Annotated in this window: 22 protein-coding genes and 1 pseudogene; 2 read left to right on the top strand and 21 right to left on the bottom strand. The window is 41.2% G+C overall.

The window, feature by feature from the left end:
- From ccmE to ccmA, 5 genes and pseudogenes are all read right to left on the bottom strand, one after another.
- Positions 1-480, bottom strand: coding sequence for a cytochrome c maturation protein CcmE (ccmE, locus tag P20439_RS06425; protein ID WP_008465420.1), 480 nt, complete (start codon positions 478-480; stop codon positions 1-3).
- Positions 477-680, bottom strand: coding sequence for a heme exporter protein CcmD (gene ccmD, locus P20439_RS06420; protein WP_008112240.1), 204 nt, complete (start codon positions 678-680; stop codon positions 477-479). Before ccmD ends, ccmE begins: the two co-directional genes overlap by 4 nt.
- Before the next feature lie 2 nt (positions 681-682).
- Positions 683-1420, bottom strand: coding sequence for a heme ABC transporter permease (locus P20439_RS06415; RefSeq protein ID WP_036933067.1), 738 nt, complete (start codon positions 1418-1420; stop codon positions 683-685).
- A gap of 1 nt (position 1421) precedes the next feature.
- Positions 1422-2107: pseudogene (ccmB, locus tag P20439_RS06410) on the bottom strand (heme exporter protein CcmB).
- Complete coding sequence (ccmA, locus tag P20439_RS06405) at positions 2107-2727, bottom strand: cytochrome c biogenesis heme-transporting ATPase CcmA (protein WP_076920609.1); 621 nt, start codon at positions 2725-2727, stop codon at positions 2107-2109. The pseudogene ccmB and the gene ccmA overlap by 1 nt, the downstream one beginning before the upstream one ends.
- Positions 2728-2840: 113 nt before the next feature.
- On the opposite strand from ccmA, the gene P20439_RS06400 reads away from it, so the two are divergent.
- Together P20439_RS06400 and P20439_RS06395 are read left to right on the top strand one after the other, a co-directional pair.
- The gene (locus P20439_RS06400; RefSeq protein ID WP_008465409.1) at positions 2841-5006 is read left to right on the top strand and encodes a flagellar hook-length control protein FliK; all 2166 of its coding nucleotides are present in this window, start codon (positions 2841-2843) and stop codon (positions 5004-5006) included.
- A 2-nt stretch (positions 5007-5008) separates the two neighbouring features.
- On the top strand, positions 5009-5317 hold the full coding sequence (locus P20439_RS06395) for an EscU/YscU/HrcU family type III secretion system export apparatus switch protein (RefSeq protein ID WP_008465407.1): 309 nt from the start codon (positions 5009-5011) through the stop codon (positions 5315-5317).
- A gap of 27 nt (positions 5318-5344) precedes the next feature.
- Here P20439_RS06395 and P20439_RS06390 read toward each other — a convergent pair whose 3' ends face one another.
- The 16 genes from P20439_RS06390 to fliR form a co-directional block, all read right to left on the bottom strand.
- Positions 5345-5746, bottom strand: a complete 402-nt coding sequence (locus tag P20439_RS06390; protein ID WP_008465405.1) for a DUF2802 domain-containing protein — start codon at positions 5744-5746, stop codon at positions 5345-5347.
- Between the two features lie 18 nt (positions 5747-5764).
- The gene (locus tag P20439_RS06385; RefSeq protein ID WP_008112225.1) at positions 5765-6262 is read right to left on the bottom strand and encodes a chemotaxis protein CheW; all 498 of its coding nucleotides are present in this window, start codon (positions 6260-6262) and stop codon (positions 5765-5767) included.
- Between the two features lie 21 nt (positions 6263-6283).
- Positions 6284-7018, bottom strand: coding sequence for a chemotaxis protein CheW (locus P20439_RS06380; protein WP_008465403.1), 735 nt, complete (start codon positions 7016-7018; stop codon positions 6284-6286).
- 3 nt (positions 7019-7021) lie between these two features.
- Positions 7022-7792, bottom strand: a complete 771-nt coding sequence (locus P20439_RS06375; RefSeq protein WP_008465402.1) for a ParA family protein — start codon at positions 7790-7792, stop codon at positions 7022-7024.
- Positions 7793-7804: 12 nt separating this feature from the next.
- Positions 7805-8764 carry a flagellar motor protein MotB gene (locus tag P20439_RS06370; RefSeq protein WP_008465401.1) on the bottom strand — a complete coding sequence of 320 codons (960 nt, stop codon included), beginning with the start codon at positions 8762-8764 and terminating at the stop codon, positions 7805-7807.
- Between the two features lie 5 nt (positions 8765-8769).
- Entirely contained in the window at positions 8770-9534 is a 765-nt protein-coding gene (locus P20439_RS06365; protein ID WP_008465400.1) for a flagellar motor protein, read from the bottom strand.
- Positions 9527-10678: a chemotaxis response regulator protein-glutamate methylesterase gene (locus P20439_RS06360; protein WP_008465399.1), complete on the bottom strand. Its 1152-nt coding sequence runs from the start codon at positions 10676-10678 to the stop codon at positions 9527-9529. Before P20439_RS06360 ends, P20439_RS06365 begins: the two co-directional genes overlap by 8 nt.
- Positions 10679-10731: 53 nt before the next feature.
- A complete protein-coding gene (locus P20439_RS06355) occupies positions 10732-12948 on the bottom strand; it encodes a chemotaxis protein CheA (RefSeq protein ID WP_008465398.1) in 2217 nt (738 codons plus the stop codon).
- A 14-nt stretch (positions 12949-12962) separates the two neighbouring features.
- Positions 12963-13736 carry a protein phosphatase CheZ gene (locus P20439_RS06350; RefSeq protein WP_008465396.1) on the bottom strand — a complete coding sequence of 258 codons (774 nt, stop codon included), beginning with the start codon at positions 13734-13736 and terminating at the stop codon, positions 12963-12965.
- Positions 13737-13752: 16 nt separating this feature from the next.
- Positions 13753-14136 (bottom strand): chemotaxis response regulator CheY, encoded by a 384-nt coding sequence (gene cheY / locus P20439_RS06345; RefSeq protein WP_008465395.1) that lies wholly within the window; start codon positions 14134-14136, stop codon positions 13753-13755.
- Positions 14137-14176: 40 nt separating this feature from the next.
- Positions 14177-14887, bottom strand: a complete 711-nt coding sequence (locus P20439_RS06340) for an RNA polymerase sigma factor FliA (RefSeq protein ID WP_036933071.1) — start codon at positions 14885-14887, stop codon at positions 14177-14179.
- 26 nt (positions 14888-14913) lie between these two features.
- A complete protein-coding gene (locus P20439_RS06335; protein WP_008465391.1) occupies positions 14914-15774 on the bottom strand; it encodes a MinD/ParA family protein in 861 nt (286 codons plus the stop codon).
- Positions 15767-17254 (bottom strand): flagellar biosynthesis protein FlhF, encoded by a 1488-nt coding sequence (flhF, locus tag P20439_RS06330; protein WP_008465389.1) that lies wholly within the window; start codon positions 17252-17254, stop codon positions 15767-15769. The genes P20439_RS06335 and flhF overlap by 8 nt, the downstream gene beginning before the upstream one ends.
- Positions 17255-17275: 21 nt before the next feature.
- Complete coding sequence (gene flhA, locus P20439_RS06325) at positions 17276-19384, bottom strand: flagellar biosynthesis protein FlhA (RefSeq protein WP_008112204.1); 2109 nt, start codon at positions 19382-19384, stop codon at positions 17276-17278.
- 71 nt (positions 19385-19455) lie between these two features.
- Positions 19456-20586, bottom strand: a complete 1131-nt coding sequence (gene flhB / locus P20439_RS06320; RefSeq protein WP_008112201.1) for a flagellar biosynthesis protein FlhB — start codon at positions 20584-20586, stop codon at positions 19456-19458.
- Positions 20587-20595: 9 nt separating this feature from the next.
- On the bottom strand, positions 20596-21375 hold the full coding sequence (fliR, locus tag P20439_RS06315) for a flagellar biosynthetic protein FliR (RefSeq protein ID WP_008112199.1): 780 nt from the start codon (positions 21373-21375) through the stop codon (positions 20596-20598).

The following is a 21375-nucleotide window of genomic DNA, read 5'->3' as shown; positions in this document are numbered from 1 at the left end:
TTAGCTCCCACTATCTAAATTGTATTTTGGTTTCTCGTGCTTAATTCCTTTTACTGCCTCGGCAACCTCGGCTGGCATATATTCTTCATCATGTTTAGCCAGTACTTCAAACGCTTCAATGACGTTAGGTTCAACTAGCACACCTTGTGCAACAATTCCTTGCCCTTCACGAAATAGATCAGGCAAAATTCCTTGATAACGCACCGTGACCAATGGGCCAGTATCAATCAACTTAAAGCTTACCTGTAAGCTTTGCTCATTTCTTTGCACTGTACCAGGGACAACCATACCGCCAATGCGGAGCTTTTGTCCTATATGAGGCTTTTCTTTATTCGGGCCTTTACCATCAATTAATTCACTGGGGGTGTAAAACAAATTAATGTTTTCTTGTAAGGCGTACAACACTAAACCAATTGATCCACCAATACCAAAGAGTACGGCGATAATAACCAAAAGGCGTTTTTTACGTCTAGGGTTCACGAGGTTTGCTCCTGCTTAGAATTTTTAATTCGAGTTTCACGCGCAATTTGCTGCTCTACCGACGCTAAAATTTGTTTTTTGTCGCGTAACGAGCTAAATAAAATGCCTAATAAAATTAATGCGCATGTACCAAAAGAAAGCCATACATAAAAGCCATAGCCTCCCATTGCAATAAAATCTGAAAACGAGTCAAACTGCATAATTACCCCTTAGTTAACAACTGTCGCACCCATGGGCGGTGCTTTTCACGGTGTAAAATTTCATTTTTAAGACGAATTAAAGTCACAGTACCAACAAACGCGGCAAAGGCTAAAATATTAATCATTAACGGCCAAAACATACTTGGATCTACCGCGTCACGGTTAAACTTAGTGATGCTTGCCCCTTGATGCAGGGTATTCCACCATTCCACCGAAAAGTGAATGATAGGCAAGTTAATAACCCCAACAATAGCTAAAATAGACGCGGCGCGACCGGCTGATTTTTTATCTTCAAAGGCATGGTACAAAGACAACACCCCTAGATATAAAAATAACAAAATGAGTTCAGAGGTCAGCCGAGCATCCCATACCCACCAAGCACCCCACATAGGTTTACCCCACGCAGCACCAGTAATTAAAGCTATTGCTGTCATACACGCACCTACGGGTGCTATTGCAATCACCGCAAGCTCTGCATTGCGTAATTGCCATACAAGCGCAACAATGGCTGCAATCGCCATTGATGAATAGGCGCCCATAGATAAAATAGCGGAGGGCACGTGAATAAAAATAATACGGTAACTGTCTTTTTGTTGGTAATCGGCAGGAGCAAAACCTAATCCCCATATCCAACCAACAACCATACTAATAACCGTTACTACTGCAAAATATGGCAGTAGAGTATTGCATAATTGATATGCTCGCTCTGCTTTCGCATACGGATGTAACCACTTCCACATATTAACTTACACTCACTTTTAATGCTGATGATATGGCAATTGGCGCACTGATAGTCGCAACGACTAACATCGCACCAAGGATTGCAAGCTGACCACTGTAATCCAGCGACATAGTGCTGGTATCAATAGCGGAAGTTGCAAAAATTAAAACCGGAATATATAAAGGCAAAACGAGCAGACTCATTAAAATGCCGCCTTTTTGTAATCCCACAGTCAAGCCCGCCCCTATTGCGCCTATGAAGCTCAATAAAGGCGTACCCAATAATAGCGTTAATAACGTAGCCATTAGGGCCGTCGTATCTAAATTTAGTAGTAAAGCAAATAAAGGAGTCATTAGCACTAACGGGAGGCCGGTGATCACCCAGTGTGCGGCTACTTTGCCCAGTACCGTTAATGATAATGGGTATGACGAAGCAATGAGCTGCTCCAAAGAGCCGTCGTGGTAATCATCTCTAAACAGTTTATCAAGGCCAAGCATGGTCGATAATAAAGCCGCAACCCAAATAATGCCCGGTGCCATCCTTGATAACAAGCCTGGCTCAGGCCCTATGGCTAATGGAAACAACGAGATAACAATTAAAAAAACAAGATAGGATTAACTATTTCAGCGCGCTGACGAAAAGCGAGCTTAACGTCTTTGCTAAATACCGCGACAAATAACTGCCAATATGAATGCTGTCGTATCATTAGTGGCGGTACTCCAAAGTCAACGTTTGTAAGTCACTAAAGTGGGTGGTTAGGTCTTGATGTGTTGTTAACAAAATAGCGCCCCCCTTTGATAAGTGCTCAGTAAAACGTTGCTGTAAAAAGGCAACCCCGCTTTTATCTAGCGCCGTGAAAGGTTCATCTAAAATCCATAACTTCGCTTCAGATAACCATAATCGAACGAGTGCCACCCGCCGCTGTTGACCCGCAGATAACATTCTTACAGGCACATCTTCCAGCCCCACTAAACCTAACTTACTTAATAAAGGGTATAAGTCAGGAGTATCAACATAACCATTAATAGCCAACCAATGTGCTACATTTTCAAGTGCACTAAGTTGTACGTTAACACCGGTTTTATGGCCTATAAATAATAAGTCTCTGGCATATTCGTCATAATATTTTTTGATAGATTGATTTAGGTATAAAATATCACCTTCATCCGGCAGCGAAAAACCAGCAATAATGCGCAGTAATGATGTTTTACCAGCCCCATTAGGGCCAGCTAACTGCATGATTTGACCGCTTTTAAGGCTAAAATTAAGTTCATCAAACAAACAACGCTCTTGCTTGATACAAGTAACGGACTTAATGTGTAACAAGATGACGATTCTCTCTGCCAAAAATTAGCCGTAAGTCTACCATAATGATAGGGTAATACGAATATTGCTTTAGAATCGATTTACTTAAAATAAAGAAAACTTGATATAAAATAATGAATACACCAACGCACATTACAGTGACTAACCCACAGGTTAGTAATCAAACAACCGATTCGGGTAAAACTGCGTTACCAATACTGCCGCCTGAAGTACTAGCAGCAAAAAACATTCAGTTTTCTAAAGATTCAGTGACGCTTGATGTGTTTATGAATAAGCATTGGCAAACGATTCGCCTTGGGACAACTGAGACATTCACAAACGTTGAAAAAATAGCAAGTGCTAACATACAGTTAAGTGCAGATGGTAAAAGCTTAACCATCATCCCTAACAATACAACGTTAACAATTAAACAACCGGCTCAGTTGCAACGATTTTTAAATTTTATAAACACCCAGAGTGATATTCAAAACAACCCGCTATCGATACAAGTTACTTTAAAGCCAACGCCAAAACTGGTGATTGAAAAATTTAATGCCAGCATCGCCATTAATAAACAAATAGCGCAATTACTAGCACAAGAACCCTTATTAAAAGGCATAATTGAGACTGATGGCAAAGGTACACGGCTAAATATCATTAATCGTTTTGCTGACATTGTACATTCTCAACCTTTAAGCCAAGCAAAACTAACACAATTAGTTGCTAACAATTTAGGTCATGCTCAGCTTCATGCTACGCCCAAATTTGCGGTGTTAAATCCAAATACCGCAACAGGCTCGTTAAATATTAACTTAAGTCATCAACAATTATCTGAGCTACCCATAACCCCGACTAAGGTAACTATTACCAGCCAAGCAGATAAACTATTAATTAAAACCGCTTATCAAAATATAACCGTGGAGCTTAAAAACTCATTTAGTAAACCATTTAATGAAATGCTTTCACAGCAACCACAAATTGCTAACGATTCGCAAAAAATTAAACCTCACCCACTTAGTACCGTTAATAGTCCAATTCAATCATGGCTAAAAAGCAGTTTTGCTGATTTTAAAACGCGTATTTTAGATGCGGTAAAACATTTTGAAAGCAAGCCATTTACCACGGTATTAAACGCATCTCAAAAACCAAGCACTGTTGTTAATGAACAGCAAAAATGGCTCGCGCCAACGCAAAAAATAGACATAACGCAATTAAAAAGTCCTTTGAGCACAGCCCCCCCTTTAGTGCAACTTACCCAGCAGATAAAAGCCAGTATCTCCTTATGGCAACAGCGAGCGTCGACAACACATACAGACTCACATCCTGTTGTTACCCAGCCAGCACAAACAACTAATAGCACCTTAGCAGCCGTTAATCATTTACAGCCACTGGAAAAGCTATTATTGGCAACCGTTTTAAAACAAAGTGCAGCCGCTCCAATAGAGCAAAAAGAAGCTAACAAACACATTTTAAGCAGTCAACTGAACACCATTGTAGCTAAGATGACTGATCAGGGTACTGATTTAAACCGCTTGGTTAATCAGGCTTTTAACCGAATGTTGTCAGAAAGTAATTTACACCCAACCACCATACAACGTGAAATACTCAGCACTATAAAGCCGACACAACTGCCCAATGACACCTTGCAAAGCTCGTTTAATCGAGGTGTAGAACAACTTTCATTAAGTATTTTAGCTGCACCAATTATTAATCATAATCCAACAGCGATTAGCATCAATAATCAAAGCGGTTTAGAAGCCCTGCTTCAGGTTTTATTACCCACCTTTAAAGTAGGTAATAGTGCCAATAAGTTATTAGAGCAGTTGCAGCAACCACAAGTGCAAGCATTAGCAGGCGAATTAACACAAATCAAAAGCACCTTAAGCCAAGTACAAGCACCCGTTTTGAGCCAGCAGCCTGACACTAACTCCTTGGTGCAATTTTTATTACCCATGAAACTGCCCCCTGAAGCGGCACAAACAGAAATATCGTTAGGGCAATATAAAAAGCCAAACAACGGTAAATTAGCGGATAAAAACGTGTGGTTTGTAAGGTTGAATTTTGATTATGCAGAACTAGGTAAACTGCAAATAACCGCAGAGCTGATGGACAAAGCACTCGATTGTCAGTTATTAGCGTCCACTCAAGCTGTAAGCGCGTTGGCTCATCCACACCTTGATAATTTACGCTCAAAATTGGCAAAACAGGGCTTGCAAGTGGGCGACCTAAACTTAAAACGAGCAGATGACAGCCATCAAGCATTTTACCAATCCCATGCCATTATAAATATTAAGGTTTAGTCATGACGGATTCATTTAAAAGCAATTCAGCAATTGGGCTACTCTACGAGGCAGGCAATTCACCCACCGTTAGCGCTAAAGGATTTGGCGAGCTGGCAGATGAAATTATTGCCCTAGCTAAAGATAAAGGAATTCTAATCCATCAAGATGAAGCACTTGCAAATACACTCTCGAAATTAGAGCTCGGCGAAGAAATCCCTAAAGAGCTTTACTTTGTTATTGCTGAGCTGATTGCTTTTTCATATGTGGTAAGAGGAAAATTTCCGCCCGGATGGCAAGACTTTCAAGGAAAGCTCAATATAAAAGCATAATCCACTGTGATAAAAACAAAAAAGGCGCTAAGCGCCTTTTTGTTTATGTAAAGAAAATAACAGTTCTGCTTCAGCGCGAGGTAATTCACATTCACGAATAACCTCATCTAAATCGGCACCTAACTCAACCATTTTTACTGCACGAGAGTAAATTTTAGCATCTGGATCATCGTATTTTTGAGCAGCTTGTTGCTGTATAAGCTCTTGGTTTTGTTGTTCTACCTCAAGCACTCGTTTACCAATACTTAGTAACCCAGTTCGTAACTCAGAGACTTCGCTACGTAAAATATTAATCTGCTCTGATGAATCTTTAAATTGCTGTAATTGTGCGTCAAGCTCATTCGCATACCGCTTTTTAAACATCACAATTAATAGCAACGAGAATAGCCCAAAGACTAAACCCGCAATTGCAATACCAAGTAATAACATAATTTTATGTAGAGAAGCTTATATATCGCTTAACTCATCCCATTCGTCATCACTAAGTAATTTATTTAAATCAACCAAAATAAGTAGCTCATTATCGCGGTTACACACACCTTGAATAAACTTAGCACTTTCTTCAGTACCTACGTTTGGTGCGCTATCAATTTCAGAGCTGCGTAAATACACAACCTCAGATACGCTATCAGCTAAAATACCAATCACTTGTTCTTCAGCTTCAATAATCAAAATACGTGAGTTATCGGTCGCTTCAATATCAGGTAAACCAAAGCGAGAGCGAGTATCAATAACGGTAACAACATTACCACGTAAGTTAATAATACCAATTACATAAGAAGGCGCACCTGGAACAGGAGCAATTTCGGTGTAACGCAGTATTTCTTGCACTTGCATTACATTCACGCCATAGGTTTCATCTTCTAACTTAAATGTAACCCACTGCAAAATTTCATCATTATTATCTGCATTTTTTTTAGCTGACAGTAATTTATCTTCACTCATGCTCTTACCTCGTAATGGTCATTACTTGTGACGGCTATCTAAGCCTTTCTCTAATAGTGCATTTAAATTATTAACATCTATTAAAGCACACATTTTTTCTTTAATTACTCCAGCAAGCCATGGGCGCTTACTGTTATTTGTACGCCATTTTACATCTTCTTTACTCAATGTAATGTTATTTATTAGTTTTTCTGCTAATAAACCCCACTGGCTATCACCTAAAGTGATTAGATATTGATAATTTAAAGACGCTTCTAACTGTTCATCGTATTTTTCGGGCATAACCCAGCGCGCGGTATCAACAACATTGAGCTTTTCTTCTCGATTGATCATGACACCTTTAAACCACTTAGGTTTACCAAATAAATGATTCACTTCTCCAAGCTCATGTATACCGCCTAACGCTTTTAATGGCACGGCTAAAGTGAGTCCTGCTACTTCAAAAAATAATGCCTGAAATTCACCATCAAAGTATTCAGCTTCATTACCGAGTGCTACATCATGTTCAGTTTCAAGCTGCTGCGCTTGGTGAGATTCTATTTCTACATTTGTTACCTGCTCATTGAGCTTTTCAACTTCAACAACCGGCTCGACTACAGGCTCAACCTGCAGTGATTGCTCTTTTTGCTCTTCATAAGCTACCTGCTCAAGCAATTTAGCAACAGGCTCAAGGTCTTTTGTTGGTTCGTCATCAGATAATAACGCCCCTAAGTACTGAGTGACTACTTTTTCATTAGCAAATAATTGCTTACTCATTTATTAACCTTGTTTTATTAAATATTCAAGCAATGCTTTGTAAGCATAGACTCCACGCGCATTAGGGCAGAAATCAATAGGCACCTTTTGCGCTAAACTCGCATCTCTAAATTTAGTATCGACAGGAATAACACCTGGCCACACTTTTTCTTTGTACGTATCTTGTAATGTTTTATAGGCCTCAAGTGATGCTTTGGTGCGCTTATCATACATAGTTGGAATTATAGTATATTCATAGCTTTTCGCTTGCGAGGTTTGCATTAACTCCATAGTACGCATCATTCTATCAAGCCCCTTAAGCGCTAAGAACTCAGTTTGTACTGGCACCAATACTCTTTCACAGGCTGCAAGCGCATTGACCATCAGCACCCCTAAAACGGGCGGACAATCTAAAATTGCATAATCGTAATACTCGCTAATTTTAGCCAATGTTTTCTTTAAAATCAGGCCCATTCCCGTTTTATTACCCATACTACGGTCAAGTGTAGCAATTGCCATAGTGGCAGGTAGAATATCAAGATTTTCTATGGTTGAGGGGCATAATGCTTGCAATACTTCTTCGCTTTTCATGCTTGAACCGCGAGTGAAAATGTCGTAAACACTGACCTCTAAATCTTCTGAATCAATGCCAAAGTAATAAGTTAATGATGCATGCGGATCGGTATCAATCAGTAAAACACGCTTACCTTGAAGCGCAAGGATCCCAGCAAGGCTAACCGCTGTAGTGGTTTTGCCTACCCCTCCTTTTTGATTGGCTACTGTCCAGATTTTCACATTACATCCTAATTACTGTTCATTACGCGTGGTAACACGAATGCCACCATGCTCTAAGCGAATTATTTTTATTGTATCGTCTTGAGTAGGCAGCTCAACTTCAGTTGGTTTAGCTTCCTCAGGGACTTGCTGCTCAGTATCCTCATTTGATGACTCTAAAACCAAGCCGTACTTAGAAAGCGCAATCACTACTTTGCGGTTTTCAGCTCGCCCAGCTTCGGTATCATTATCGGCAAAAGGTGAATATTGGCCATACCCTTCTATTGCCATACGTGCAGATTGAATACCTAAGCGCTCTAATTCAACTAATATTGATGTTGCACGTGCCACCGACAACTCCCAATTAGAGCGAAATATTTCATTGCGTATGGTTTCGTTATCTGTGTACCCACGCACTCTTATATAGTTATCGACAGGTGCGATTATTGCTTCAATCTTTTTTACAACTTCTTTGGCTTGATTATGCGCAACAGCACTGCCACTGGCAAATAATAACCCAGAATTAAGCTCAATAACCAACCAATCTTGGCTAAGCTCTAGGCTTGCCTCACCACTGCGTATCTCATCAATCAGAGACGATTGTAGCTTGACCAGTAAACTATCGAGCGGCTTACCTAAGTGACGTTGGCTGATATTGCTATTATCACTTTGACCATCGAGCAACACAGGCCCTTGTTCTTGTTTTTGAATACTTTCGCCATATAAAACCTCAACTTCAGGAGTCACTCTTTCAAGCAACAAAGCATCGCCGTTTACCCCTTTACCTTGCTGAGAAAATTGTTTCGCTGACTTATCAAAAACATGCTCAAGAGAGTTAGATAAAACTTGTATATTGTCTTCTTTGTTTATTGCAATGGCATACAATACAACAAAAAATGCAAACATAATGGTCATGTAATCTGCATAAGAGACTAGCCAACGCTCAGTATGTTGGCTTTTAGTGTTTTGATGACGTAAGCGACGGCGTAACATAACCGCTAATGGCCCTGTAAAAGAGGACGTTCGACACGGTAAGCTTCAAGCTTTAATTCAATATTAATAGGGCTTTCACCTTGGCTAATGGCAATAACGCCTTCAGCTAGCATTTCATGGTAAAGCATTTTTTGCTCAACCCGTTGCTTTAATTTATTGGCCATCGGCAAAAACAGTAAATTAGCTAAACCTACGCCATATATAGTAGCGATAAATGCAGTGGCAATACCCGTTCCTAGTTGCTCAGGATCGTTAATAAATGACATCGCTTGAATAAGTCCAAGCACTGCACCTAAAATACCGATAGTTGGACTGTAACCCCCCATCGCTTCATATACACGACTAGCTTCAAGCAGTCGTTCTCGTTCAAGTAATAAATCTATTTCTAGGGTATCACGAAGCTTTTGGTCAGAGCTGCCATCAACTAATAAACTTAGTCCTTTAGCGGCATAAGGATCAGTGTGAGTAAGCGCTTCGTTTTCTAGGGCTAAATAACCCTCTTGGCGGGCTTTATGCGACCAGCGCTTTACTTGCTCAATCGCATCTTCAATATCGTGGTCATCGGTGACAAAAACCCAATGAGTAATACTGAGCATTTTCTTAAATGTATTGGCTGATGTTTGTAACATCACGGCCCCCAATGTGCCGCCTAATACAATAATTAGCGCAGGCCCATTAAACAGCGCAGATACCACACCTCCTTCTAAAGAATAACCGATTGCAATAGCGCCTAGTGCAACCAATAATCCTAAAACAGAAAGCTTATCCACAGCCAACCTCTCTTTTGAGGCGCACCGCTACATCATGAAGACCTAAGCTTTCATTTGCTAATCCTGCACTTGCTACTGCTTGGGGCATACCATATACAACACAGCTTTTTTCATCTTGAGCCCAAATTGTAGCGCCAGATTGTTTAAGCATGCGAGCACCATCACGACCATCCGCCCCCATACCAGTCAAAATAATGGCAAGGACATCGCCTTGATACGCTTTTGCTGCACTGGCAAAGGTAATATCAACACTAGGCTTATAGCTTACTCGTTCATTTTTATCTTCAAATACACGTAATGTTCTGTTTGACCCCCGCCCTTCTACCATCATTTGCTGCCCGCCCGGCGCTAAATAAGCACAACCAGGTTGGAGTCTATCGCCTTGTTGCGCTTCTTTTACTTTAATCTTACACAAGCTATCTAATCGGGTTGCAAACGCAGGTGTAAATGCCGCAGGCATATGCTGTATGAGGAGTATTGGGTGTGGAAAATTAGCAGGCAACTGAGTCAAAATAGTTTGCAGTGCAACCGGTCCGCCTGTTGATGTGCCAATAGCAACTAATTGATACTGCTTACCACTGGCGCGCGCTGATGTGCTACTACTGGTTGGTGTAGGAGCTGCATTATTAAAGCTGCGATCAGGTTGAACAATTGGCTTTTTAGCGAGATTAGAAAAGCGATCAGACGTGCTTGCAGCAGGTTTACTTATACTAGGAGATGCTGGCGCTCTTGTGATTCTACCAATGCGCTGGCGACCTATTTCCTTTACCTTACCTTGTAATAACTTAATTGCGTCATCGTTATTACGGGCAATATCTTCAAACTTTTTCGGTAAAAAGTCCATCGCTCCGGCATCAAGTGCATCTAAGGTGGCTGATGCTCCAGCGCGTGTTAACGATGAGAACATTAAAATAGGAGTGGGGTTACTCGCCATGATCTCTTTAACCGCGCTAATACCATCAAGCACCGGCATTTCAACATCCATGGTGATCACATCGGGTCGTAACTGAGCTGTTTTATCGACCGCTTCTCGACCATTAACAGCGAAACCTATAACCTCAATGCCGCTGTCTTGTTCAAGAATTTCACTCACCCTGCGGCGAAAAAAGCTTGAATCATCAACTACTAAAACTTTAACAGCCATTTCGCTCTCTTATTCAATGAATGGGTAGGCATAACGTTTATGCCTACTTTTTATTATCCAGCGTAATGCTTTAGCATACTCGGCACATCTAATATCAGTGCAATACCACCATCAGAGGTGATTGTTGCACCTGCCATACCTGGCGTCCCTTGAAGTAATGCATCTAAAGGCTTAATCACCACTTCTTCTTGACCAATGAGCGAGTCAACAACGAACCCCACTTTTTGAGTTCCTATTTGCACAATCACCACATGGCCTTGTGCTTTTCGTTGTCCTCTATCAGCGCCTTTAATGAGCCAGTGTTCAAGATAGAACAGCGGTATCGATTTTTTACGAACAATAATAGTTAGCTGGCCATCAACCACATTAGTTTTTGTTAAATCTAAGTGGAATATTTCACTAACACCTGCCAGTGGCAACGCAAAGGTTTGTTCGCCAACCACTACCATTAAGGTGGGCAGTATCGCCAGAGTAAGTGGTACTTTAATTTCTAAAGTAGTCCCTACGCCCATCTCTGATTTAATATTTACCGAGCCATTGAGCTGAGTGATTTTTGTTTTAACCACATCCATACCAACGCCCCGGCCGGAAATATCTGATATCTCTTCTTTGGTTGAAAAGCCAGGCGCAAAAATAAGGTTATACGCTTCAGTATCAGAAAGGCGACTCGCTTGGTCGTGATCAAGCACGCCTTTACTAATCGCAATCTTTTTAAGCTTTTCAGCATCCATTCCGGCACCATCATCCTGGATGGTAAGTAGAATATGATCGCCTTGCTGAGAAGCAGATAAAGTCACAGTACCCGTTCTTGGTTTACCTGATGCTTCACGAACATCTGGCATTTCAATACCATGGTCGACCGAGTTGCGAACCAAATGCACTAATGGGTCTGCTAATGCTTCGACTAAATTTTTATCTAAATCGGTGTCTTCACCGACAAGTAATAAATTAATATCTTTCTGCAGCGTTCGTGCTAAATCACGTACCACACGAGGAAAACGACCAAATACTTTTTTAATTGGCTGCATTCGTGTTTGCATTACCGCACCTTGGATATCAGCAGTCACTACATCTAAGTTAGAGATTGCTTTACCCATGGCCTCGCTATCAGAGTTAGTCGCTAGACTTACTAAACGATTTCGCACAAGTACCAGTTCACCTACCATGTTCATTATTTGATCTAGGCGTTTGGTATCAACACGTACTGTTGTTTCTGCCGGTGGTGGCGCTGCTTTTTTAGCGGGAGCTGCTTTTGCAGGCTGTGCAGCCGGTACCGGCTTGGCTGGCTCTGGCTTGGGCTGTGGTTTTGCTGCAGCAACAGGCGCTGGTTTGTTAGCGGCTACGGGTTCAGATTTACTTTCAGGAGCCGGTGTTTCTATCGACTTAGGTGCACCTTTGCCGTGTAACTCATCTAGCAGAGCTTCAAACTCATCATCACTTATTTCATCATCGCTCGCGCTTGAATCATTATTTTGCGAGGCTGTAGGAGCTGATGGTGCTTGCTGTGGTGTGCTTGGGGCGTTTTGAGTTACTTCACCAAAACTACCGACACCATGAAGCTCATCTAATAAGCTATCAAATTCATCATCTGTAATATCGCCACTGACATCACTGTCGCTTGATGAGGATTGTTTTTCTTGCGGGGCTTGCCCTTTTCCATGAAGTTCATCAAGTAGACTTTCAAATTCATCTTCAGTGATCTCATCAATCTGAGAATCTGTACTACTAGTATCTGGGCCGCTAAATAATTCATCAAAAGCAAACGGATCTTCTTCCGCATCATTGCTTGGCTGCTCAACTACAGGTTCAGGTTCTACCGAGGGAGTTTCAACAGGAGCTATGTCTTCAACTGCAGAATCGCCGGCGAGTTCTTCAGCCGTTGGTGGTTGTCCAAGCTTGTGAAGTACTGCAAGTAACTCTGGATCTGCAGGCTCTGGCTGGTCACGATTTTTAATTGTGGCAAACATTTCATTAATGGTATCAAGTGCTTGTAAAATCACATCCATTAATTCAGAGTTAACTGTTCTTACACCTTGGCGCAATAAATCAAACACGTTTTCAGCACCATGACATGCATCAACAAGCTCTGTCATTGCCAAAAATCCGGCACCTCCCTTAACGGTATGGAAGCCACGGAATATTGCGTTTAGTAGTTCAGTATCATCTGGGTTGTTTTCCAGTTCTACTAACTGTTCAGATAAAAGCTCAAGGATTTCTCCGGCCTCTACTAAAAAGTCTTGTAAAATATCTTCATCGACTTCAAAGCTCATGCAGTACTCTCCTATTAGAAGCCCAAACTTGATAATAGATCATCAACTTCATCTTGATCAGATACAACATCATTACGCGATTCTTTATCAATAATAGGCCCTTCTGGACCTGCTAGTGTTTGTGCAACAATGGAATCTTCTGTTTCTTCTGGTTGTTCAGTTGGTTGTACTTGCTCAACCTCACCTTGCGCCGCAAATGCAGTTAACAAGTGGATTAAGCTCTCTTCAACTTCACGCACAAGTTCAATAACACGACGAATAACCTGACCAGTTAAATCTTGATAGTCTTGAGCCATCAATACATTGGTCATCAACATTTGTAACTCATCCGTTTTATGATGAGAGCTGTTCATAAACTTATCAATGCTATGGCAAAGTGACTTAAACTCACCAAGCTCAATTTCACGGTTCATTAACCGATCCCATGTTGGCTTGATATCAGCTATTTCGTCAGCAATTTCTTGCGCTAAAGGTAAGCTTGCTTCAACCGCATCCATCGTTTTGTTGGCTGCGTTTTCTGTCATTTCCATAACATAGTTGAGGCGTTTTTTAGCATCAGGGATGGCATCAGTGGTAATGTCTGTTAATCGCGTATCTAATTCAAAGCTTTTTAAAGCTTCGTGCAGTTGACGCGTTAACTTACCCACCTCAGCAAATAACTGTGATTGCTCTTGTGAAGCTGTTTCTAAAATTAACTGATTCGCTTTATCTTGCTCACCATTTTCTAAAAAAGCCACTAATTGGCGAGCTTGTTCTAAAGTAATCTGAGGCGCAGCAGGTGCTGACATAAGCCTCTCCCTCTCATTAACCTAAGCGTTCGAACACTTTTTCTAATTTAGTCTTCAATGTACCTGCAGTAAATGGTTTAACAATATAACCATTAACACCTGCTTGGGCCGCAGCAATTATTTGTTCTTTTTTAGCTTCTGCCGTTACCATTAAAACAGGGATATGCTTTAATTTTTCATCAGCTCGAATTGCCCTTAAAAGATCAATACCTTGCATGCCTGGCATATTCCAATCTGTTACCACAAAATCAAACACTTGATTTTGCAACATAGGTAAAGCAGTTGACCCGTCATCTGCTTCTTGAACATTGGTAAAACCTAAATCGCGCAACAGGTTTTTAATAATACGTCTCATCGTCGAAAAATCATCAACAACAAGAATTTTAATGTTTTTATCCAAAACATCCTCCAGTGAGGCCTGAACCTTTATTTACTTACTTCTAGTTTATCCAGTCATTGATCTTTGCTTTAAGCTTAATCATCGCCTGACCATGTATCTGACTTACACGCGACTCACTAACATCGAGTATATGCCCAATTTCTTTTAAATTCATTTCATCGTTATAGTACAAAGAAAGCACCATTGCATCTTTTTCCGGTAACGACTTTATCGCACTGAGTAAAGACTCATTAAACCGTTCATTTTTAACATTATTGAAAGGTTTGTCTAGTGCTAAATCTTGACCATGAGGTGTAATCACATCATCGTCAATACCAAGGTCTTCAATACCTAAAACTTTACTTACATTGACATCGTTTAAAATATGATGGTACTCATTTAACGAAATTTCAAGTTTTTCAGCAACTTCAATATCTTTGGGTTCACGGTTTAAACTGCTTTCAAGGGCAACTATTGTCTCTGCTACCAAGCGACTTTTTCTGTGAACTGAACGTGGAACCCAATCACCTCGGCGCATTTCATCTATCATTGCACCACGAATGCGAATACCCGCAAAGGTTTCAAAACTTGCGCCCTTGCTTGCGTCAAAGTTTTTAGAAGCTTCTATTAAGCCAATCATACCTGATTGGATCAAATCATCTAGTTGCACACTGGCCGGTAAACGAGCAATTAAATGGCACGCCACTTTTTTGACTAATGAGGCATGCTTTTCAACAATCATATTTAAATTCTGTGTTGACTGATATCCCATAGCTCTATTCACCGGTATTGTCATTGTTAGTTACTAACTAACTTCTCAATGAAAAACTCTAAGTGACCCGAGGCTTGACTAGGTGTTGGCCACTTAGCAATTTTTGTCGCCAGTGTTTTAAAAGCAATCGCAGCAGGAGACCCTGGAAAAACTTCAACTATCACTTTTTGGCGACGCGTTGATTTGCGCATATTCTCATCATAAGGAACCGTTGCAACCAGCTCCATTGATATATCTAAAAATCGGTCGGTTACTTTTGAAAGTTTAGCAAATAATTCTTGCCCTTCACGTAAGCTACGCACCATATTGGCAACAATTTTAAATTTGTAAACACCGTGCTCACGGCTCAGCACTTTTATTAACGCATATGCATCAGTAATTGAGGTTGGTTCGTCACAGACCACCACAACCACATCCTGTGCGGCGCGAGAAAAACTCAATACCATGTCAGAAATACCAGCAGCGGTATCTACAATTAAAATATCAAAATCGGTGTTAAGCTCACTAAATGCACGTATCAATCCCGCGTGCTCTGAAGGTGATAACTCAACCATACTTTGCGAACCCGATGTTGCTGGCACTATTTTAATTCCTGCAGGGCCTTCAACTAAAATATCTTCGAGTTCACACTCACCTGATAAAACATGAGATAAATTACGCTCTACGCGTAGTCCAAGCATAACATCACAATTGGCTAATCCTAAATCAGCATCTAATACCAGCACACGCTTGCCTTGTTGGCCTAACGCGATTGCCGTGTTAAGGGATACGTTTGTTTTACCCACTCCACCTTTGCCGCCGGTGACAGCGATAACTTTTACGCCGTTATTATTATTGTTGCTCATTTTGCGAAGGCCGCTTGCTTGATCTAAAACTGTGTTAATCATACATCTCTACTGTGCTCGACGCCACTGATTGGTGTCGTGATTGTTGTGCTTTTATTCTTTTTAAATACAATTGCTCAGCTTTTTTTACTAGTTTTTCGGCATTTGCCACTCTAATATCTTCTGGTACTCGCTGACCATTAGTAAGATACCCTATTGGGAGGCGGTTTTGAATCGCAATACTAATAATTTCACCTAAACTCAATGACTCATCTAGCTTAGTAAAAATACACCCACTGAGCTGTACCTTTTTAAAGTGCCTTACTGTTTCTTGTAATACATTAATTTGTGCTGTTGCACTTAATACTAAATAACTACGTATATCCACACGCTGATTACGCATTAAGGTATTAAGTTGCTCAGTTAAACGTAAATCTCGCTGACTCATTCCTGCTGTATCAATTAAGACTAGACGTTTATTTCGTAAATGGTATAAAACTTCTGCTAATTCATTTGCATCTTTGACTTGTTTTACGCCACAGCCAATAATTCGACCATAAGTTGCTAGCTGCTCATAGGCACCAATACGGTAGGTATCAGTCGTAATAAGCGCAACTTTATCAGCACCGTACTTTTGCGCACCTAATGCTGCCAATTTTGCAACAGTGGTGGTTTTGCCTACCCCTGTTGGGCCTACTAATGCATAAACACCACCTTGGCGAAGTATTTCATTGTTAGTGGTTTGCATTTGGTCTTCAACCATATTCAATAAGGCTTTCCAACCTTGTTGGCGAGATACATCGTCGGGTACAAAGCATGCCATCTGCTCAGCAACGTCTTTATCTATCCCCATACCCACTAAACGGTCAATCATGCAGGCGCGGGTTGGATCACGACGCGCCATATCTTGTTGCATTAAACCTGATACTTGATGTTCTAGTAATTGACGAATTGCGTTCATTTCTTCGCGCATGGTGGTTATATCACTCGACTCGTTTTGCATCGTTTGCTGGCGCGGTGCACTCGGTGAGTCTAAATCGTCAAAGCCACTGTCTAAATCATCAAAACCTAAGCTATCAGCTTGGGTGCGAGGACGTGCTGGCGCACTTTGTTCACGTTCAAACATATTTTTAGGTCGAGATTGAACAGCTTCTTGTTCTTGGTAATGACCAGAGGTGTCAATTCCAGATTGTGAAAACATTGACGCAAGCTCTGCTGAACGAGGACGGGGAGATTGACGTTCTAATAAAGCTTGTAAACTGTCTGCTACCTTTGCTTGTGGCTTAGGTTGAGCGCGTTGAGGTTCTGGTTTTACAAAATTATGTGAACTCTCAGTATGCGCAAATGAAGCTCTTGCAACTGGTTGGCTTTGAGGCTGCTCTGGCGCTTTTGTCGCGGCTTTGTCGTAATCAACAGCAGCAACAATTTCAACGCCATTAGCTAGTTTCTTATTTGACATAATAACCGCATCAACACCAAGCTCTTCTTTTACTTCTTTTAGTGCGGTGCGCATGTCTTTAGCAAAAAAACGTTTAATTTTCATAATTCAAACCCCTTTAAAATCTTATTGTTGGCCTACAGAGCTGACAATCTTGATCTGTCTTTCATCTGGTATCTCTTGATAAGACATCACTCTCAATCCTGGAATGGTGTATTTAACAAATCGAGATAACACAGTGCGCAACATTCCTGACGTTAGCAATATTGAAGGTTCACCGGCCATTTCTTGATTTTGATGCGCTTCATTCAATGATGTTTGAAGTCTATCAGCAAGTCCTGGTTCTATTCCGGCACCCTCATCACCTGCATTTTGAAGTGACTGATGCAACATCTGTTCCAACTCAGGCGCCAAGGTTATGACAGGGATTTCAGAAGACATACCAACAGCATCTTGAACGATTAATCTACGCAACGATATTCTCACTGCAGCCGTTAATACATCAGGGTCTTGGCTACGAGGGCCATATTCAACAAGGGTTTGAACAATTGAGCGCATATCACGTATTGCTACCCCTTCATTTAACAAGTTTTGTAGCACTTTAACGATAGTGGTTAGCGGTAATACCTCAGGTACTAGCCCTTCAACTAAGCGAGGATGGCTCTTACCTAACATATCTAATAAGTTTTGTACTTCTTCATGGCCGAGTAATAAAGCGGCACTATTAGTCAGTAACTGGCTAATATGAGTGGCTACAACAGTTGCTGAATCAACTACGGTATAACCTAAAGATTGCGCTTCATCTTTTTGATCTGGTTTTATCCATACCGCATCTAAACCAAATGCAGGGTCTTTGGTTTCAATGCCTTTTAGCGGACCAAATACTTGGCCTGGGTTAATTGCCAATTCATCACCGTGTTTAAGCTCTCCCTCACCACTTGATACGCCCATCATGGTGATGCGATACGCATTTGGGTCGAGCTCTAGATTATCGCGTATATGCACAGGCGGCACTAAAAAGCCCAGCTCTTGAGATAGTTTTTTACGCACCCCTTTAATGCGGTTTAATAGCTCACCACCTTGTGACTGATCAACCAGAGGAATTAAGCGATAACCTACTTCTAAGCCAATAACATCAACTTGTTGTACATCATCCCAGCCCAGCTCTTTTTGCTCTTGTTTAGCTGCAATCCCAGTGCCTGAAGCTGCATTTTCAGCTTCTTCGGCTTCAGCAGCCGCTAATTTAAGTTTATTTTGTTGGGTATAGTATGCAAGGTAGCCTAAAAGCGCCCCTAAGCTTAAAAATGCAAGGTGCGGCATACCGGGTACTAAGCCCATAGTTATGAGGATACCAGAGGCAATAAATAACGACTTTTCGTTACCTAATTGCTTCTTAAACTGATCGCCCATGTTGTGCGATTCATTTTGACGGGTTACAACAATTGCAGTACCAATTGAAAGTAGTAATGAAGGTAATTGCGCGACTAAGCCATCACCAATGGTCAATAGTGTGTACACTTCCATAGCGCGTGAAAAACTTAAATCATGTTGGATCATGCCAACAAATAAGCCACCCACAATATTGATCACTAAAATGACTATGCCAGCAATAGCATCGCCTTTTACAAATTTACTAGCACCATCCATAGAACCATAAAAGTCAGCTTCACGAGTTACTTCCTCACGACGTTCTCTGGCTTGCTCGGCACTGATAAAACCGGCATTCATATCTGCATCTATGGCCATTTGCTTACCTGGCATAGCATCTAGAGTAAAACGCGCTGATACTTCTGAAATACGACCAGCACCTTTGGTGATTACCACAAAGTTAATGATGATCAGAATTAAAAACACCACCAAGCCCACGGCGTAGTTACCACCGATTACCACTGAACCAAATGCTTCAATGACTTTACCAGCAGCATCCCCACCGTTATGACCCTCAAGCAGTACCACCCGGGTACTGGCCACATTGAGTGCTAAGCGCATTATGGTTGCAATTAACAGCACGGCTGGGAACATACCAAACTCAAGCGGTTTCATGGTGTATACAGTGACCAGTAATACAACTAACGCAAGCGCGATATTAAACGAAAATAATATATCAAGCAGGAATGGAGGCAGTGGTAAAATAACCATACCCAGCGCAGCCAACACCAAAAGCGGTGTACCAACGCCCTTCGCATATTCTTTTTTATCTTTATTAAGTTGTTGTAATACCGCTTTAAATTCCATAACTCTACAATTTCAAAAAATTGACACTACGCTGAAATTGCAATAACTATTCCAAGTTAGTTGGTTAGCAGTTAATACTTAAATTCATCGGGGATAGGCAGCTTTTTATTAAGGGCAACAGGGCGTTTTCCGCGGCCTTTTTTAAACCGTTTAAGCTGAAACACATAAGCAAGCACTTGAGCAACCGCAGTAAATAGCTGATCGGGGATTTGCTCACCCACTTCTGCAGTATGATAAAGCGCTCGGGTTAAAGTTGGAGACTCAACAATAGGCACTTCATTACCCAATGCAATTTTACGAATTTGCATGGCGAGCTCATCCACACCTTTGGCTAATACAATAGGCGCGCCTGCTCGCTCTGTATCGTATTTTAAAGCTACGGAATAGTGAGTAGGGTTGGTAACAATAACATCGGCGTCTGGCACATCCTGCATCATTCTCTTTTGCGACATTTGACGTTGGGTTTGCCTTATGCGCGCTTTAATCTGCGGATCACCTTCTGAGTTTTTATATTCGTCTTTTACCTCTTGCATAGTCATTTTAAGCTGTTTGTTATGGCTATAACTTTGAAAAGGCGCATCAATAGCAGCAATAATAATTAAGGTGCAAGACATGGCTAAAAACATCCACGCTAAAATTTCCAAAGCATGAACAATATTGCCAGGCGCACTTTCTATACTTAAATGTAAGATTTCATCAAAAAACGTATTAATTAAAAAAATAGCAAATGCGGCCACCAAGCCAAACTTTAATAATGACTTAAGCAATTCTATAGCCGCTTGTGGACCAAACATGCGGGTAAAGCCTTTCATTGGCGACATTTTACTGGCTTTGGGCGCAGCTGCTTGCCAACTAAAATTAAAGCCGCCAAGCATGGTATTACCGATAAATGCAGCCAATACAATAATGAGTACAAACATCGACATAGGAAATAACAGTACGTCGGCCACCTCTCCCCATACGGCAAACATTTTGGTGGTGTCGTAGGTTTCATTGCGGTTAAGACTCAGCATTCTTCCCATAATGCGGTACAAGCCTTTGCCAATTTCAGGCCCATACATTAATAAGGAAATAGCAGAAAAAATAAGCACAAACATGGTACCTAACTCTTTAGAACGCGCTATTTGGCCTTTCTTTTTAGCATCATCAACTTTTTTTGGGGTGGGTTCTTCGGTTTTTTCTTGTCCGGAATCTTCAGCCATTACGCTCTCCTAAGGGGAACAACCAATTAGAGTACACATCAGCTCAACCATTTTTAGCCATTGGAACTCAAACTGAGTGACAAAGTTACCGAGCGTTGCCCAAATAATAACGAGCCCTGCCACTAAGGTAAACGGGAAGCCTATCGAGAAAATATTTAACTGCGGTGCAGCACGGGTCATAATACCAAATGCCATATTAATAACCAGCATGGCGGTTAATGGTGCTAATGACAGCACTAATGCAGTGGTAAACATCCAACCACCCCATGTCACTATGTCCCAGTAATGATCAACCGCCCACCAATTACCATCAATTGGCAATACCTGAAAACTATGCACCACCATTTGAATCATCATTAAGTGGCCATTAAATACAAAAAATAACAAGGTAGCTAAAATGAGGTAGAACTGCCCTACAGCAGGCACACTCATTCCATTTGAGGGGTCAACAACAGACGCAAAACCTAAACCGGTTTGCATAGCAAGAATTTGCCCTGCTAATACAAACGTATTGAGCAATAGTGTAGATGCAAAACCAATCGCGACACCAATCAGCATTTGTTGTAGTACCACTAAAATCATTTCAAAAGAAAATAAATTAGTAAACGTAGCAGGAGGTAAAACAGGCACTACTAAAAATGTGACTACCACAGCTAAGCCCATTTTAATTCGAGAGGGTACATTTTTGGCGCCAATACCCGCCATGATCATGATCATTGAGCTTATGCGGACCAAAGGCAGTAAAAAATCACTTAGCCATTGAATAACAACGGAAAATGGAAACTCCAT

Origin of the sequence: Pseudoalteromonas sp. BSi20439 (genome assembly GCF_000241165.1) — a bacterium.
Taxonomy (GTDB): Bacteria; Pseudomonadota; Gammaproteobacteria; order Enterobacterales; family Alteromonadaceae; genus Pseudoalteromonas.
Note: the sequence above shows the minus strand (reverse complement) of the source record. Positions and strands in the feature narration are given on the sequence as shown.